This window comes from Chitinophaga sp. CB10, from assembly GCA_001870995.2.
Taxonomy (GTDB): domain Bacteria; phylum Bacteroidota; class Bacteroidia; order Chitinophagales; family Chitinophagaceae; genus Chitinophaga.
The window spans coordinates 120,394-138,092 of sequence record MLAV02000007.1; the positions used below are offsets into that span (position 1 = coordinate 120,394).

Consider the following 17,699-nt stretch of genomic DNA (forward strand, 5'->3'; position numbering starts at 1 on the left):
TGCTACATTTTGCGTTTTAATCGCGCCTGCATGGTAGTAATGATATTGACCGTTTCCTGTAAACGGTTGGTCAGCGTGCTGCCATCCAGTGCGAGGTCTTTTTTCGTTACCTCATAGCCGGCCAGGAAAGCTTCCAGGTTGGAGAGGTACACCTGGTTATCGCCATAGAGGGCATTGTAGAGCTTATCGTTGAGGCGATCCCCTTCCTTGCGGAGTTCCGCATTGGTCATATCTGTTACATCCCGCATGCGCTGCATGATGCCGGACATTTTTTCCTTCAGGAGCTGCAGGGCAGTTTCATTCTTTTTGCCGGGAGTGATGTTATTTCTGAAAAGGCTGTCGGATAAACGTTTGCGGAATTTCATGTAATCCGTCAGGTCCTGGTTGAGGTAACCAAATCGATCGTAAAGTTCCGCATTCTTTTCTGCACCGGAGAATTTGTCGAGGTTTTTGTCCAGCAGTTTCACCCATTCGAGTAAACTCACGGTAACATCGGATACCGGGGCTCTTCCGGCAGTTTGCGCAGTAGCAGCAAAGTGGCTAACGAAAACAATCAGCAGGGTAAATAACAAATTCCGTTTCATTATCACGATAAGGTTTTACGGTGATAATATTACGGAATAATTTTGTTTTTGGTATTGCGTGGACTAATTGAATAGGCGTGTATTCTTTTTCGCAGGCAGCAATACTGCTTCACGGCACGCATATACGAAGAAGGGCGGAATAGTGCCCGCCCTTCGTTCCTCATATGATTAAGCCAGCTTCTGACCTTTCAGAATTACCGGCGTTTCAGCCAGTTTTGTTGCCGCCACTGTACCGAAAGCCTTGATATAAGGCTGCTGGTTATGCTGATTCAGTCCTTCCGCACTGGTCCATATTTCATGGAAGAAGAAAGTGTTTGCATCGTCATTGTCCTGGTGAAGGTCGTACTGCACGCAGGCAGCTTCCTTCCTGCTTTCTTGCACCATATTGAGCAGGACGGCCTTCACCTCGCTGGTAAATTCCGGTTTGCTTTTGATAATAGCTGTCAGGTAAATATTCATGTCCGTTCGATTTTTGATTATAAAGTAGCTGCTTCCGTTACTTTCCTGGCAGCGAATACTTGTTCCAGGTGCTGGCGATAGCGCGCCATGTCGCGCGCCACGTCCGCGTTTTTCTCCACGTCGTGGAAGTGGAAGCTTTTCAGGGGCGTCATACCTGTGAAGGCGTTCATGCGGTGGAAGCCGAACAATACGCCTTCGTCCACGCTTTTCTGCTGGAAGAATTCGCCCGGCAGGGTGAATGCGGTGTCAGGCGCATTCCAGCTACTGGTAACCATGTATTTTCTTCCGTGCAGGGTACCGCCTGTTCCGTAGTTGATGGCAGGGTTCGCAGAGGAGCGGCCGTCAGAATTGTAAATTCCTTTTGCATGCCCAGCGGTGAACACCACATCCAGGTATTGTTTAAACCCGTGAGGCAGCTGGAACCACCAGATGGGGGTATGGTAGATGATAATGTCCGCCCAAACAAATTTCGCGACCTCTTCCTCCGGATCGTAGGCTTCCGCCACGTGGGTCGTTTTCACTTCATATCCCGGCTGGCTGCTAAAAAACGCTTCACTAACGCCGGTTACGGTCTGGTTAAATTGTCCTCCGGAATGCCCGAAAGATTGTCCGCCATTGATTATCAATACTTTAGTCATATTCGTGGTTTGTGTTTTTGTGTTTTGCTACACAAAGGTACCCCACGGCATTTTATCAGAAAAAGAATATAACTAATAGGTATCTATAAGAAAAATGATAGCTCATCAGGGCCGTTTTGCCTGTTTAAAGTGGTTCCTCCGCCACCAGTTCGCATAATCCTCGCCGGACTCCTTGATAAACCGGAGGTAATCGTATTCATTTTCGAAGCTCAGGAGCATTTCGTAGGTGGGCCGGTATTCGATCATATAACCGTCCAGCATTTCCCCTTCCAGCCCTGTGATTTTTTGTACGAGGGCTTTGGTGAAGCGGTTGTCTACGAACTTTTCCTGTTCTTCCCGCACGAGCAGTTTGCGGAAGTTCTCCATGCGTTTGATCTTTCCGAGGCTGAAGAGTGCATCCAGGTTGACGCCGGCGCCGCCATAGGTGGCCCCGCCGGGGTTGGTGGTCAGGTATTCAGGCGCATAGTCGAAATACCGGCCGTACTCCCGGCGCCGTTCCAGGGAATCGGATTGGTAGGTCCTGGATTTGGCGAATACTTCTACGGTAGGCAGCGTCTTCACGTCTACATAGAGTTTCATATCAAAAGGCCGGACCAGGCTGATTTCTTTTACGGGGAATAGCTGGGTGGACTTCCCCTGGTAGGAAAAGCGGAGCGAGTCGTTGACGCCTACTTTAATGGTATATCGGCCGAGGGAGTCCGTAATGGCGCCGCCGCCACCGGTAGAATGTACGCTCACGCCCGGCAGCCCCATACTTTGGGTACGCTCATACACGGTGCCTTTGATCTGCACCTGCTGCGCATTTGCCAACAACCCGCACAGTAACAGTAGTAATATTATCGAAGCCTTTCTTACCAATTGTGTCCAGAGATTTTGCTCAATCTAATACAGGTCTGACACATAGACAAACCGTTGCTGTAATATTAACAAATCATTGTATTTGAAAACACTACAGTTTACAAAGATAAGCAACGGATCCCTTCCGGAGAAGCGCTTCACCCTGCGGCATGGGCGCACTCACGGGGACGGCTGTACGAAGGGTAATCGATCAGTCCATGATCGCCTCCGTGGTAGAAGGTAGCCTCGTCGGCCGGCGCCAGCGGCCAGCCATGGCGGAACCTTTCCGGCAGGTCAGGGTTGGAGATGAAGGGCCTGCCAAACGCAATCAGGTCCGCCAGTCCCGCTTCCAGCATGGCTGTTGCCGTTGCCTGCGTATAGCCGCCGGCAAGGATAATGAGGTTGGGGAAGCGTTCCCGCAGTTCCTGTAAATACCAGTGGGGAATCGGGGGCTCGCCGTTGGTGGATTGGTCTGACAGGTGGATATACAGCAGGGATGTTTTACGCAGCTCCTCTACGATGTACCGGTAGGTAGCCAGTTCTTCAGGAAAAGGCGGCAGGTCGTTCAACCCGGAGAAGGGCGAAAGGCGCAGCCCTGTACGTTCCGGACCGATGGCGTCCATGATGCCCTTCAGGACGTCCAGCAGGAAGCGGCTGCGGTTTTCAATAGAGCCCCCGTATTTATCCGTTCTGTTGTTGGTAAGCGGGTGCAGAAATTGCATGGGAAGAAAGCCGTGTGCGCCATGCACTTCCACCCCGTCAAACCCGGCGGCGATGGCCCTTTCTGCTGCCTGCACATGCGCTGCTACCAGGCCATCCGCTTCCTGGGTCGTCAGCGCATGCGGCACGGGAAAGGGCGCCTGCGCGTCATAAGGGGTGCGGAGCACGCCGGCTGCAGGAAGCGCGGATGCGCCTACCACCGGCTGCTGCCATTGGTTGGCTGGGTGACCGATACGGCCTGTATGCACCAGCTGCAGGAATATTTTGCCTCCCCGGGCATGCACCTGGCCGGTAATCTTTTTCCAGGCGGCCTGCTGCGCATCGTTGAAGATGCCGGGAATATTCAGATAGCCCACCCCGTTGGGTGATACTGCGGTATTTTCTGCAATGATGAGGCCTGCCCCGGCGCGCTGGGCGTAATAGATGCCCATGTTTTCCTGTGGCATGGCGCCTTCCGCGCGGCGGCGGCTCATAGGGGCCATTACGATCCTGTTGTTAAATGTTTGCTGCTTATAAGTCAGAGGCGTCAGTAATAGGTGTTTCATCTGTTGATTCATTTTTTACGCATCAAAGGTAGGCGGGACTGTTACGCCGGAACAGGTACAAAAAAAGGTTTGTTTTGTAAATTTGCAGGTTATGGCAAACAGAGCATTACACCGGCCCTTTGAATTGTATGTTTCCGACCTGGAGCACTGGAATGAGCGCCCTCTCGTGCATCATTTTTTTGAATTGGTACAGGTGATGGAAGGCTCGGGCATGCGCACGCTCAACAGGAATAATTACCCTTACGCGAAAGGGCATATCTATTTATATACGCCGCTGGACTGCCGGGGTTTTGAGAGTGACGCCCCTACCCGGCTTTGCAGTATCCGTTTTTCGGAAGTCTTTTTGCATCAGAGCAAATCCCCGGCTGACAAGGAAAGGACGAGTCAATGGCTGCAACAGCTGGAACATATTTTCTTTCATCACAACCGTTTCCAGGAAGTACAGATCACCCATCGGGGTGATTGCGAAATGATCGCCACGCTTATCCGCCAGCTGATCACAGAGTATGAAGGTCAAAGGGATTATCATGAGGAGAATTTACAGCATCTGGTCACCCTGATGCTCAACATACTGATGCGTAACGTGGCGGGTAGCGCCAACGCCAAAGTCTGCCCCAATGGCGAAGAGCCTGTTATTAGCCGCATGCTGCTTTACATCCGGCAGCACATCGGGGAAGCAGATAAGCTGCGTGTGGATCACCTGGCGGAAACCTTTAACCTCTCACCAAATTATGTAGGCGAGTATTTCCGGAAATATACCGGCGAAAGTTTACAACATTACATCACGCAACACAAAATCCGCATGGTGCAGCACCGGTTGCTGCATAGTAATCTGACCATCGGGCAGATAGCGGCAGAATTGGGCTTTAACGATGAAAGCCACCTGGGGCGGCAGTTCCGTCGATATAGCGGCACCAGTCCAGCGGCCTTTCGGAAAAAGGCATTACCCTCCTGAACCCGCTTTCCGTTACTAACGGGTACGGACGTACGAAGCACTGGACAATCGCCCCGTATAAACACGTAAACCCTACCGTGTTTTCACCCATTTTTGTACTTTTTAAAAAATAATTACGCATTAACCGGTCCGTAGCGATAGCCTGAAACCCTTATCAGTATTGATGTTTAGCAATAACAATTCATTAACCCCGGAGATTTTTAACAAAAATTTAGAAATGGTGATGACGGTCATCAATCTGAAAATATAAACTCTCTAATATTGTGATCGTAAACCGCAATGAACATTACTAACTATTCAGTTGCTGGTTTGTTTTTTACCTCAGAACTTAAAACCCAAAAAAATGAAAGCGTTGTTCTTATCGGCTGCTATTGCGCTGGCCTCAATGAGCTGTTTTGCTCAAGCTTCAGACCACTCCACCGTTCACGTTGGTTTAGTACTGTCAAACATCATCCAGATCAATCCACCTGTGGATGGTATGGGTGCAATCTTTAATTCTGCTTCAGATTACACCAACGGGGAAGACCTGGTGGACATCTGGGGCAATCCTACCAGTGACTTTTCTGTTTACTCCAACCGTAACTTTAATGTTACTATCAAAGCTGCATCAGCAACATTCTCTTATTTTAACCCGCTGAGCCCTACCAATCCAAACATGCCATGCAGCATTCTGAAATATCGTTGCAGTGCAAACAGCACTGGCGGTACCAACAATGCCCCGTCATTTACTGCATTGAGCACTTCTAATGCGCCTTTGATCAGTGGCGGTACAGCAGGAGCAAACAAACAATTCAGCGTACGCTTCAAAGCAGACCCAGGATGGTCTTACGGCGGCGGTCTGTACGGACTTGACGTAGTTTTAACAGCAACACAGTTATAATTCCGTCTTAGGCGCAGGTAAGCCTTTTCCCCGGGAAAGGCTTGCCTGCTTTATAGTGAAGTGATATTCAATTGTAGATTCGATACCCACCCCCAACCCCGCGCTGATACTTTATGAAATGCTGGTTACCCCCGATCCTGCGTATTGCGCTGTTATTCGGCTGCAATATCACCTGCACAAAGCTGGTTGCGCAGAACGGGAGTGCCTTATCCATTCAGCATAAAGACTCCCTGGCGGCGGAAAAAGACATTCAGTTTTTGTACAATAACTTCAGGATTACCAATACGGAAAACCATAATGTGGATTTCACCGTATCTATTCTGGTACCCGATTGCTGGCGGCTCCTGGCCCCGGCGAAAGCGGTCAGAAAACAGCTTGGCCCCAAAGAATCGTGGGTGATACCGGTGATTGTCATGAAGCAACAAAATTCCCCTGCCAAATGGATGCCGGTATCCGTACGCATCCGCGAGCAGTCGGGCGTAGAGCAGCTGGTTACCTATCAGATTAAAGCAGATCCTGTCAGCGCGTTTGCAGTAACCCCGCTTACACAACTAGTACAGCTGAAAGGCGAGGAAAGAATCGTCAGCATCACCACCAAAATCAGGAATTACGGTACTGTAGACGGCATCTACACGACGGAGTTCAAAGACAATGCCCTGGACCTCAACCATCAACTGAAACTGAAATTACGACCAGGTATGGATACTGTATTTACTTACCAGATCCGGATTACCGAAAATCAGTGGAACCGCCTGCAGCGGGAGAAAATAGCCGTTACCGTGGAAGACACTTCCGGTACCAGCTACATGAACGTCGTGACCCTGGAACGCATCCAAAGTGAGTTAAAAGCCCACCCCTCTCCTTTCAATACCTTCCCCTTTACCGTGGAAGCAGGTTTTATCAAATGGGGGGATCAGTTCAATTATTACATGGGCGCACGGGGCGAAATCGCCATGGCCAATGACCGCAACCTGAACTTCTTTTACCGCACCAAACAGTACGGGATGGGCAATACGCTGGAGCGGAATGTTTTCGGGGTGGAATACAGCACGCCCCTGTGGACGTTCTACGGCGGATTAATGAATGAAATCAAGTACTTCTATACCTACGGCACGGGCGGGCGCGTTACCTACAAACCCAAACCGGGGACTTATATCAGCGCCGGAGCATCCATCCATAATAACATACCCGGGTTTACGAATGACAATGCTACCCTGAGCGCGCAGTATAATGTTGGTAAAGTGCTGCTGACGCAGGCCATTTCCGCGAACCATGACACCAGCACCCGCTACAACAGCATCCTGTTCAGTAACGAGGCATTAGTCCTGAAAAAGGAAAACCTCTCCCTCACCGTCAATGCCGGCGTAGGACAGGACTTCACCTTTGACAGGCGTCCATTTGACCCGCAGAATAAAATCGGCTTTGCAGCAGGTTATACCTTTACGGCCGGCAGCAAGAAGGTGGGCTTTGTGAGCCAGATGCAATACAACAGCGACGGGTATCCCGGCCTTACAAAAGGGCTCCGGATTCAATCCCACAACCTGACCTGGCGACTGGGCAAAAGCGGCATCGGGGCCTTTTACCAGTACAATCAATCCGGCGTAACCCTTCTCCGGGATACGATTTACAATACGGACGACCTGAAGTATAACTTCACCAAATACGGGCTCACCTACGGCTATTACATCAACGGCGGCAATACGGCCCTGAGCGTGGGAAAGCTGCGCCAGGAAGGCAGTATCAACAACACCCTGCCGGAATACGCGTTCGCGGAACTGGTGTACCAGCAAAAGTTTGGTAAGGCCGGCAGCATATTTCTGAATACCATCAACGGCTACGATCCCGCGTACGGTAAGGATAAGAAGCCGGTGTACCTGAATACCACCTCCCTGGTAGGTACCTACAAAATTGTAGGTTTAAAAGGGTACTTTGTACAAACGCCGATGTTTGACCGGTCAGTGGACAAGAACTTTGTCAACTACCAGCAAACCATACTGGCAGGGCCTTTCGTGAACTTCACGACATTGAAGCGCCTGCGGGTGAACCTGTTTTACAACCTCTCCAAATCCCTGTACGATAACCGCATTAATAACATGGTAGGCGGCAACATCACCTATCATAACTTCCATAATGGGCTGGACGTAAACCTGATGGCCAACATCCCGCTGGGCACGCCCGAAACGGACGCTCCCAATGGCATTAACCAGCAGTATGTAAGCCTGAACGTGCGGAAAAAATTCAATATCCCGATATTCTACCAACGCCGCTATTATACGTTAAACCTTTTGCCGTTCTATGATGTTAACGGTAATAGCATAAAAGACCCCGGAGAGCGCCCTATACGAAACCTGGAAGTCAGCATAAATGATATAGCATTTATCTCTGATGCCAATGGGCTGATCAGCTATAAACACATAGAACCGGATAACTACAAATTACAGTTTAGGGCAGTTAACGCTGAAAAAGGGATCATCCCGGCGGGTGGCCTGTCGCAGACGATTACAGTGACCAGGGATATGACCCTGCCCTTGCCTTTTAAAAAGAGTAGTGTGATTGCAGGCTTTTTGAATATTAAAACGGATTCCATTGCAGCTACCAACGTGCGGCTGGAAAATATAAAGGTGATTGCGACTGACAGCGCAGGCATAAGTTTCAGCACGCTCACCGATATGAAAGGAGCGTATTTTATCAATGTACCCGCAGGAAAATACATCGTATCGTTAAACCCGGAAGCTTTTACTGATAAGATCAAACCCAGGGTCATGGCCTACCAGGTGGACCTGACGGTAAAAACGGATGCTACGGTTAATTTCGAGATCATAGACAAGAGCCGGGAAATCAGATTCTTTAAACCAAAACAACCATAATATGCAACCGGAAACACAGCTTTATTTTTTGTCGTAACCATGTACAAGGCATTTACCCCAAAAGGTCGCTAAAAGAGCGGCTGTAACGAACCCCATTATTCCGTTCGAAAATTGCGACCATATCCCCACGTTGTTGAATAGCCATTTGACAGCAAATCATATGTACGCCGTAACTATTCTAATTATTCTAAGATGAAAAAGGTAATGATTTCAGACGAAGCAGACACTCCTATCAATCCGGCCTCCACCATCGATGAATTACTTCGGATGCAGATTGAAGAAGGAAACCTGATGCACCTTAAAAAGAAGCGGATCGTGTACCACGAGGGCAAATCGGCCACCTCTATTTTTTACGTCCTGAAAGGGAAGGTAAAAACCAGTAAGTGGAATGAGGATGGCAAAGAGCTGATCACGGGCTTGTACCATGAGGGCGACTTCATCGGCTTCCAGGCGTTGATGGAAGGCGGCCGGTACCGGGAAACGGCCGAGGTGATTGAAGAAGCGGAACTGGTGTTTATTTCCAGGGACGACCTCAGCTTCCTCTTTCAATACAACACCGCATTCCTGCTGGACATCGTGCGCATCCTCACCCGCAATATTGCCGACAAGCAGGAGCAGATGCTGCGCATGGCGTATAGCTCTCTCCGTAAGAAGGTGGGAGAAGCCTTACTGTTTACCTACCACAAGTATAACCCCAATGGCGAAGAGGAGTTCTCCCTGAACATCAGCAGGTGCAACCTCGCCGCTATTGCCGGTGTGGCCAAGGAGTCGCTGATACGCACGTTGAGCGACCTCCGGGATGAGCATATCATCCAGATACAGGACGGTAAGATCATCATTTATGACATCCAAAAATTGGAGCGGATTATTTATCATGATGACATCAGATCTGGTAACGAATAATATCCCAACGTATGAAAACAGGATTGTTGATTATGGTTATTAGTGTGAGGGTGCTGGCGGCGGAGGGTGATATGGCTGGCATTAATATTAATGGCAAGGAATGTATGCTGAAAGCTGGCGTTGCCTATGGCACTAAGGGCCGGAACCAGGCCGCAGAAGCGGGAATGCCGAAGGCTGATATGGCTGGCATTAATATTAAAGCAGTAAAAGCGAACCTCGCGCCTACAAAGACCGATACAGTTCCCCCTCCCGCAGGCGGCCAGGCCGTGAATGCCAACACGCCCCCCGCTAAAACTGACACCATTGCACCCAAGGCCAAAGGCCAGGCTACCGCGCCTGCCGGTGGCCTACTGATACGCCCCGCCACCATAGAGTTCAGGCTGGCCAACGGACAAACTTCCGTGGGCAAAGTGCTGATCACCAATCACCTCCCGGTGAAAAAGCAGTTCACCATTTACATCAATGACTTTGACCGGGATACCGTGGGCGCACATATTTACTCCCCTCCCGGCAGCACCCATCACAGCTGCGCCAAATGGGTGAGCATGGATAAATCCTTCCTGGAAGTGGAACCAGGGCAAACGGTGGAACTGCCGGTGAAAATCACCGCGCCGCCAGACAGCGCTGCCACGGCGGAAATGAAGTGGGCCATGCTGTTCCTCGAAACCACGCAGGAGCAGGTAGTGGAAGATGCCAAAGGCATGAAAACGAAGGTACATAACCGCATGCGCGTAGGGATACACCTCTACCAAACGCCGCCATCGTTTACAGAGCGGGATGTGCAGATACTGGATTTCAAGCTGCCTACGGACAGTGCCCGCACCTGCAACCTCGTGTGTGAAAATACCGGGAAAATGCAGATAGAGGTAAACAGCTACCTGGAGTTATCCAATGTATCTACCAATGAAAGAACAAAGGTGGACTTCCCCCAATTCCCCATGTTCCCGGGGCAGAAGCGGGTGCTGAGTTTTCATATTCCGCAGTCGCTGCCTAAAGGGAAGTATTCCATTATAGGCGTGGTGGATGCGGGTAGTGATATACCGCTGGCGGCGGTGCAGGAAAATATTGAGTTTTAGGGATGGATGGCAATTAACCAGCTGCCAGAAACTCTTTAATCATTGCAACGGTGAGCAACGGAACGCGGCTTTCCGGCGTGGGCGAACAAATTTCCCCAATGTAAGCGCCATGCAGTCCGGGTAGTATTACCACCTGCCCTCGTTGTAAGATCCGGGCCAGTTCCAGAGCATGCTCGTTCGTGATCACATCCTGGTTGCCGTTAATCACCATTGCCGGCGCCTGGATATTTCGTATATCCGTATCCGGTATATCTGTGTAAGCCTTCATTCTCGCAACATCCCGTTCAAACATGGCCTGCAGGCCGGCGGCGTCCGGGTTGGCTTTTAAAAAGCCTTCTACAAGCGGGGCTGGCATATCCTTCAAGGAAACCCCATCGAATCCGTCAAAGAAACCAGGGATATGACCATCTTTTTTATAACTGGCAGACATTAAAACCAGCTTCCGGACCAGTTGCGAGTGACGGATAGCAATCTGCAGGCAGGTAGTGCCGCCGTTACTGAATCCCATAAAATCGGCCTGGGCTACATTTAGTTGCCCGAGCAAGGCAGCCACATCGTCCGCATCCTGCTGAAAGGACAAAGGCCGGTCAATATCCCTGGTATGGCCGTGCGCCTGTAACTCCACCGCTATCACGAGGTGGTCCTTCGCCAGCTCGGCCAATACGCGCCCATAAGTCGTTTCGATGGTGCTACCGCCGCCATGCAGCAATACCAGCGGAAATCCGCTTCCATGAATTTCATAATAAAGCTGAAGTCCGTTTACATCGGCATAGCTGCCTGGCGTTGTTTGTACTTGCATATGGATTTATTGTATGGTTACTTTCCCAAAAATAGAAAAGCACCCCCTCATTCAGGCGGTGCTTTTGCGACAATATGCCGGAGTATTACGACAATGGATCAACCGGGTGTATTGATCTTACCCCAGTATGTTTCCACCTTCACGAGTTCAATGCCTTTATCAGGGTTGGCTGCCTTGAATTCTTCCGTTCTGTCCCGCACCATTTTGAAGGTAGTGAGGTTTTGCGGTACAAGGGTGTACAGTTCCTGCGTAGCGCCCGGGTTCAGGGTGAGCGTAAGGTTGCGGAAAGTATAGTTGCCTTCACGGATCATTTTGGATCCGCGGCCTTCCACAAACGTGCCGCTATCCGTGCCCGTGAAAATCAGTGCCGCCGGTCCGTCTGTTACCTTGCCCAGGATTTCGTCCGCCAGCTGCGTTTTCAGCTTTTCGGCGAATGCGGCATCGGCCGCCTGTACGGAAATGACGAGGGGAAATTTGTCATTCCTGTCTACCCGCCGCCAACCGGTACCGCCACCTATGCCAATGATGCGCACCGTAAGGGCGCCCTGCCGGTTGCCCGGCGCATTCAGCAAAACGGTGGTTACGCCTTCCTTGACCGCGTGGATCTGTATCTTGCGGCCTTCCAGCTTGATGGTCGCGACATCCGTGTTGGAAGAATTCAGGGTAATGGCAGAAACGGCCGTATCGTTGATGCTGATGCTGGTATCTTTTCCCGCCCAGATTTTTACGTCTGTACTGCCGAGGGGAATGGTGGGAGGTGTTACTTCCGGATCGTTTGAGCAGGCAAACAGGGTTACTACAGCGAATAAGCTAACTAAGCAATAATGGAGTCGGTTCATGAGCGATCAATTTATCTTGTGCTACGCTTTGGTGATAAAAATAGGTTATTGCAGCATAATATGCTGGTATGAAATGTTAAACGGGCGGAGGGATGGATAAGTTACAGGGAGGCGTTTTCTATTCCGCGCGCAGGGAGGTCCTTCCGTACTCCGCTTACAGGAAGGCCCTTCCCCTATTCTGCGCGCAAATGCTCCACCGCCCCCACCTTCCACGCCTGCAACGTTTGCAGCAACATCGCTCCTGCCACCAAAATAACCATCACCACTCCCGGCAAAATGATCCATACCCATCCAGGATGAATATGATAAGCGTACCCCGACAACCATCGGTGCATGCCCCACCATGCCACACGCATAGCAATGGCAAACGATAACAACAATGCAATTTTAAAATCACCCGAAAATAACCAGAGTATATCCGCCAGTGAAGCGCCCAAAACTTTTCGTATCCCTATCTCCTTCCGCCGGAGCTGCGCCGAGTAAGCCGTAAGCCCGAAAATACCCAGGCAGCAGAGGCTGAGCGCCACCGCGGCAAAGCTGGCGCTCAGGCGGGCTACCTGTTGCTCCGTCGCATACTGGGCCTGGTAAGTATCATTGAGGAAGCGGTATTCAAACGCAAATCCAGGGTTGTATTTTTCCGTGAAGGCTTTCAGCGCGGCCAGCGTTGCCTGCTCCTGCCCTGCGGTCAAACGCAGCAGGATGGTTTGCACCAGGTCGTCCACCTGGAAGACGACCGGCTGGATGGGTTCATGCAGGGATTGGCTGTGGAAGTTGGCAGTAACGCCGATGATACGGCGCTGCTGGTCCCCTATCCGGATCAGTTTCCCGACCGGGTCCCTCAGCCCGAGCGCCGCTACTGCGGCCTGGTTCAGCATTACCTTTCCACTGTCGACTGCCGCATTGCCGGCAAAGCAACTACCAGCCAGCAGCGGGATGCCCAGTGTTTCCACAAGGCCTTTCGTCGCGTTTACATTTTGCAGCATCAGCTGATACTCCCGGCCTGCTGCCGTAACTTTTACTTCCGCTGCATGCAGTGCCGTCATATTACCCACCATGGCAGCGCTTTGCGTGATGCCCGGCACCTGCTTTACGGCCTGCAGGTAGTCAGGCAGGTTGGTGGCGATGCGGCCTTCCGCTTCAAAAGTGATTACCTGGTCCTTATCAAAGCCCGGAGAAGTTTGCTGAAGATAGTTCAGCTGGCGGTACAACACCAGTACGGCGCAGAGCAATACCAGCGATATGGTGAACTGGAAAGTCAGCAATCCTTTTCTCGCAAACAGCTCCCGGATATTTACCGGCAGCTTGCCTTTCAGTACCGCGGCGGGTTTTAAGCCGGAGAGGTAAAAGGCAGGATAGCAGCCGGCCAGCAACCCGGCAATGAGCGGCAGCGCCGCCAGCAGGCCCCACATGTACGGCCCCTCCAGCAAACGCATAGCTTTACCGGTAACCTGGTTAAAATAAGGTAGCAGCAAACCCGCCAGCAGCACGGCAGCTATGGCAGAGAGCAGTGCAATGCCAATGGATTCCAGCAGGAATTGCCGGATCAGGGAGCTGCGCGCCGCGCCCATGGTCTTACGTACGCCTATCTCTTTCATACGCCTGGAAGCGCCGGCAGTCGTAAGGTTCATGAAGTTGATGCAGGCGATGATCAGGATAAGAATAGCAATCCCGGCAAATAATTTGATATAGGTGATGCGGCCGCCGGAAGGGCGACCATTTTCGTATAGGCTATACAGGTAGTTGTCCGCATAATCGGCCAGCAGCAGCTCTCTCGGCTGGTTATTGAAACTGCTGATCCAGCGGCTCAATTTCTTTTCAAAGACAGCGGCACTGGCGCCCCGGCGTAAGGCAAGGTAGGTATGGAAAGGTCCCGAGGCATTGCTGCCATCCAGGGTCCCTGGTATCTGCATAATATCCTTAAACACCTCAAACGGCAACACCATGTCAAACCGGATGCTGGAGGCAGCGGGGATATCATCGCTCACGCCGGCTATCACGGAAGTGCGTTTCAGGTTCAGGAGCTGCCAGGAAATTGTTTTCCCGATGGCGGCGGCGGGATGGCCGAATAAAGCGGTAGCCAGTTTTTGGGAGATGACAATGTCCTGCTTGTCCGCCAGCACCTGCGCAGGCTGCCCCAACAGCAACGGATAGTCGAACAGCCGGAAGTAATCCTTTCCGGCAAAAACGGCGGCCGCCCGTACAGGCTTATCCTCCGCGGTGACGGCTACTTTGGGGAACCAGTTTTCCGGCGTGGTGGTAACGGCCATCTCTACTTCCGGGAATTGCGCCGGAAGCGTTTCGCCCAACAACGGCGAGGTCTCCGCAGCGGTAACAATGCGGCCTTCCTGGGTCCTGTTTTCCATTACCTGGTATAATCGCCCTTGGGTACTATGAAACCGGTCCGTTTCATATTCGGCGATCACCCATCTGCTGATAAGCAGCACCGCAGCCAGCGCGATGGATAGTCCGGCTACATTGAGCCAGGTAAATCGCGGGTGCTTGCGCAGGTAACGGAAAGCAGTCAGCATCCAGGTTTTCAGCATGGCGGAAGAAGTTTAAAGGGCCGCAGAAAATTATATGCCGGGGCATCCATATCTTACTAAATAAACATTTACAAATTAACAATACAAAATATATGTTCGAAAACGATACACTACTGTCCGATAATGTTACAGTTGTTAAATTTAACAAGTTCCATAAGCGGGAGTTGCTAATGAGAAAATATCCGTAATTTACGCTCCCCCTAAACAGGTAGCACTGCTACCCGAACTACAACTGTAAATGTTACATGCTATGGATTACACGTTTGGCAAAGTAGCCAATATTCTATTGAAAACCAGAATACGTGCCGCCCTCAAAAAACACTGAGATGATTAAATTTATTCGGAAGATTATTTTTGCCGGAGTGCCTTCGGATGCGGGAAATCAGTATAACAGTGTGATTGTCATCAATGCCCTGGCTTTGCTGACATCCATATTCCTGGCGGTAATTGGCAGCTATTTCTATTATCTCACCAACAGTATTTACCTGATCATTGGCGTGGCGGTAGAATGCCTTTGTTTTGCAACCGTCATCTGGTTTAACTCCCGCAGGATATACGAATTTGGCACCCTGGGTACCGTGTTGACGCATACCGTTTTTGCCTGTTATTTCGGCGCCCTCCTGGGACCTGCCATGCCCGAAGCTTTAATCACAGCGTTTTTGCTGACATTTTTAATCGGTTCCTCCTTTTCAGTGTACAAGCGCTGGGGCGTACGCATCTTTTGCCTCATCGTCGCGATCCTCCTGTTTACCGCCATTGGCCTCAACAGCACCTATGTGCTGATTAAACCGCTGGAACTCAGTTACGACGCTTCCGCGGATATCAAGTTAATTTGTTGGATAGCCATGTTGGCGCTAATCGGTTTCAGTACCTGGTTGCTGATCAATCAGAACGACCGCTCGTTGAAAGAAGTATCGCGATTGAACAGAGAAAAGGCGTTGTACCATGCCGAGATCAATCATGAACTGAGAAATACCATTCATACCATCGTCACCTTTGCGCAGCTGATCGACAGCGCCAAACTGAGCGCCGCCGAACAGCAACACCTCATCACCTGCCTGAAAAGCTCCTCCGCGCAGGCGCTGGACATTATCAACAACGGATTGCTGCTTACGAAAATCGAAGCCGGCAAGGAAGAAGAGTCCGTCGAAAGCGTGATAGAGCTGCAACCCTTCCTGCAGGACAAGGTGAACATTTTCAACATCCTGGGCAACCTGCAGCAAAAGAACATCGTGCTGACCTGCGACGTGGCCGGCTCCATCAGTACGGACAGGCTCGCGCTGACGAAGATCGTCAACAACCTCCTGACCAACGCCATCAAACACAGCAGCACCGGGGCCACCATCCGGATCAACGCCCGCAAGGAAAACGGAACCCTTACCCTGGAAGTCTCCAACCCGGGCACGATTTCCAAAAACCGGATCGCCAGGCTGTTTGAGCCTTTTGAATCCGCTAACCAGTCAAAATTCGACAGTACAGGCCTGGGACTGTATATCACCCACTACCTCGTGTTAAGATTACAGGGAAAAATTACCGTGAATGCGGAAAATAATGTAGTATTGTTTACAGTTCAACTGCCGGTAAAGGATGCTGCCAATATTACTGCTGCGGAAGAAGAAAAAGTAGACTTCGACCTTACCGGTTTTAATATTCTCGTGATTGAAGATGACCTCATGAACCAGGTAGCGCTGAGTCGAACCCTCAAAGACAAAAACGCCACTGTTACGGTTACAGGCAGTGCTAACGAAGGGATTCAGCTGATGGACCAGAAGGTGCCCGACCTTATCATCACTGATCTGAACATGCCGGAAATGCTCGGCACCGACCTGATAGCCCTATTACGGAAAGACCTCCGGCTCCGTAACATCCCGGTCATATTGATCACCGGCCAGACAGCCGACATACCTGCCAATAGTTTAAGCAGTGGTACTATCCGACTGCATAAACCTTTCAAGGTCAAAGAGCTGTATAGCGCCGTCCAGGCTCAGCTTCGCTGCTGATCTTACATTCCTTTTACATTTCTCCCTACAGGCTTCCGCAGTAGCAGCAAGAATGATATATTTATCGTGGTACCAATTTTTGCTAACTGTGAATACTTTATTTTTCGAGTCCAAACTCATCTGGAGATTTGTCAGGAATGACTTCTGGGATACTATTGTCCCCTGCTACACCACCTTCATCACTGCATGGATCTATGAGAACAGGCACATCCAGGACTTTCCCCTGGCCTTCCTTATGTGCACGGTCTATACCATGCTGTACATTCTCACCTTTTGCGTGGCCAACCAGGTCAATTCGGTGGAAGAGGATGCAATTAACAAACCGGACAGGCCTTTGCCGGCCGGATTGGTCACGAGGCGTGGCGCCATTATCAGGCTGCTGATCTACAACGCCTGCTTCATTATCGTAGCTTACCTGTTTAAAGTGCTGCTGTTTGCCATTGCCTGGCAGGTCATTACCATCGTGCTGTGCGGCTGGGGAAGCCGGCACTGGGTGACCAAAAACCTGATCTGCATTTCCGCAGGTACGGTAGCCCTCATGGGGGCGGAATGGCAGCTGACGACGCCCACCATCAGCCACAACGTTTGGCAGTTCATCATCTTCCTGAGCATCTGGGCGGGCTTTGGGCTGCCCGTGCAGGACCTGCGGGACCAGGTCGGCGATGCCGTAATGCACCGCAAAACGTTGCCGTTGCAATTTGGGGACCTCCTGTCCCGGAAGATGCTGTTCGTGTACTTCCTAACGGTGTCGCCTATACTGTATTACTTCGCGATCGTAAGCCAGGAGAATTTCTCCACCTGGGTGATCGCGCTCATAGTGGCGCAGTATGTGTACCATGGGGTGGTCGCCTACCGGGTCATGCGGTTCAGGACCAGCAAGGCGGATGATAAGACCTATCACTACTTCGTGTACCTGTTCATTGCTACGATACCGGTGATTTGCTTTCTGAAGTAGCTGGTGGGAAGGATGTTTTGTTTGCCTTAAACCGGAATCGCAGGTTCCGGTTTAAGGAATTTTTTATGCTTTAACAGCGCAGCTTCCCTTGCCCACCTT

General features: G+C 50.9%; 15 protein-coding genes. 7 read left to right on the forward strand and 8 right to left on the reverse strand.

Features of this window, described 5'->3' with window-relative positions; translation table 11 throughout:
* Positions 1 to 2 precede the first annotated feature (2 nt).
* The 5 genes from BOC67_RS11895 to BOC67_RS11915 form a co-directional block, all read right to left on the reverse strand.
* The gene (locus BOC67_RS11895; protein WP_291910533.1) at positions 3 to 584 is read right to left on the reverse strand and encodes a hypothetical protein; all 582 of its coding nucleotides are present in this window, start codon (positions 582 to 584) and stop codon (positions 3 to 5) included.
* 168 nt (positions 585 to 752) lie between these two features.
* A complete protein-coding gene (locus tag BOC67_RS11900; protein WP_291910535.1) occupies positions 753 to 1,043 on the reverse strand; it encodes a putative quinol monooxygenase in 291 nt (96 codons plus the stop codon).
* 17 nt (positions 1,044 to 1,060) lie between these two features.
* Positions 1,061 to 1,681, reverse strand: coding sequence for an NAD(P)H-dependent oxidoreductase (locus BOC67_RS11905; RefSeq protein ID WP_291910537.1), 621 nt, complete (start codon positions 1,679 to 1,681; stop codon positions 1,061 to 1,063).
* Positions 1,682 to 1,786: 105 nt separating this feature from the next.
* Positions 1,787 to 2,491, reverse strand: a complete 705-nt coding sequence (locus BOC67_RS11910) for a hypothetical protein (RefSeq protein WP_291910538.1) — start codon at positions 2,489 to 2,491, stop codon at positions 1,787 to 1,789.
* A 185-nt stretch (positions 2,492 to 2,676) separates the two neighbouring features.
* Complete coding sequence (locus BOC67_RS11915; RefSeq protein ID WP_291910539.1) at positions 2,677 to 3,783, reverse strand: alkene reductase; 1,107 nt, start codon at positions 3,781 to 3,783, stop codon at positions 2,677 to 2,679.
* A 91-nt stretch (positions 3,784 to 3,874) separates the two neighbouring features.
* On the opposite strand from BOC67_RS11915, the gene BOC67_RS11920 reads away from it, so the two are divergent.
* The 5 genes from BOC67_RS11920 (at position 3,875) to BOC67_RS11940 (ending at position 10,464) form a co-directional block, all read left to right on the forward strand.
* Complete coding sequence (locus BOC67_RS11920; RefSeq protein ID WP_291910541.1) at positions 3,875 to 4,738, forward strand: AraC family transcriptional regulator; 864 nt, start codon at positions 3,875 to 3,877, stop codon at positions 4,736 to 4,738.
* A gap of 343 nt (positions 4,739 to 5,081) precedes the next feature.
* Entirely contained in the window at positions 5,082 to 5,618 is a 537-nt protein-coding gene (locus BOC67_RS11925) for a hypothetical protein (RefSeq protein WP_291910542.1), read from the forward strand.
* A 113-nt stretch (positions 5,619 to 5,731) separates the two neighbouring features.
* A complete protein-coding gene (locus tag BOC67_RS11930) occupies positions 5,732 to 8,485 on the forward strand; it encodes a hypothetical protein (RefSeq protein WP_291910543.1) in 2,754 nt (917 codons plus the stop codon).
* Between the two features lie 192 nt (positions 8,486 to 8,677).
* On the forward strand, positions 8,678 to 9,388 hold the full coding sequence (locus BOC67_RS11935; RefSeq protein ID WP_291910545.1) for a Crp/Fnr family transcriptional regulator: 711 nt from the start codon (positions 8,678 to 8,680) through the stop codon (positions 9,386 to 9,388).
* Between the two features lie 11 nt (positions 9,389 to 9,399).
* Entirely contained in the window at positions 9,400 to 10,464 is a 1,065-nt protein-coding gene (locus tag BOC67_RS11940; protein WP_291910547.1) for a hypothetical protein, read from the forward strand.
* 13 nt (positions 10,465 to 10,477) lie between these two features.
* On the opposite strand, the gene BOC67_RS11945 is transcribed toward BOC67_RS11940, so the two are convergent.
* The 3 genes from BOC67_RS11945 to BOC67_RS11955 all read right to left on the reverse strand — a co-directional run bounded on the left by BOC67_RS11945 (position 10,478) and on the right by BOC67_RS11955 (position 14,645).
* Positions 10,478 to 11,263 (reverse strand): alpha/beta hydrolase, encoded by a 786-nt coding sequence (locus tag BOC67_RS11945; protein ID WP_291910549.1) that lies wholly within the window; start codon positions 11,261 to 11,263, stop codon positions 10,478 to 10,480.
* A 98-nt stretch (positions 11,264 to 11,361) separates the two neighbouring features.
* On the reverse strand, positions 11,362 to 12,102 hold the full coding sequence (locus BOC67_RS11950) for a hypothetical protein (RefSeq protein ID WP_291910551.1): 741 nt from the start codon (positions 12,100 to 12,102) through the stop codon (positions 11,362 to 11,364).
* Between the two features lie 173 nt (positions 12,103 to 12,275).
* Entirely contained in the window at positions 12,276 to 14,645 is a 2,370-nt protein-coding gene (locus BOC67_RS11955) for an ABC transporter permease (protein ID WP_291910553.1), read from the reverse strand.
* Between the two features lie 326 nt (positions 14,646 to 14,971).
* Here BOC67_RS11955 and BOC67_RS11960 point away from each other — a divergent pair, with 326 nt between their 5' ends.
* The gene (locus tag BOC67_RS11960) at positions 14,972 to 16,645 is read left to right on the forward strand and encodes a hybrid sensor histidine kinase/response regulator (RefSeq protein WP_291910555.1); all 1,674 of its coding nucleotides are present in this window, start codon (positions 14,972 to 14,974) and stop codon (positions 16,643 to 16,645) included.
* An 88-nt stretch (positions 16,646 to 16,733) separates the two neighbouring features.
* Positions 16,734 to 17,600 carry a UbiA family prenyltransferase gene (locus tag BOC67_RS11965; protein ID WP_291910557.1) on the forward strand — a complete coding sequence of 289 codons (867 nt, stop codon included), beginning with the start codon at positions 16,734 to 16,736 and terminating at the stop codon, positions 17,598 to 17,600.
* The last annotated feature ends 99 nt before the right edge of the window (positions 17,601 to 17,699 follow it).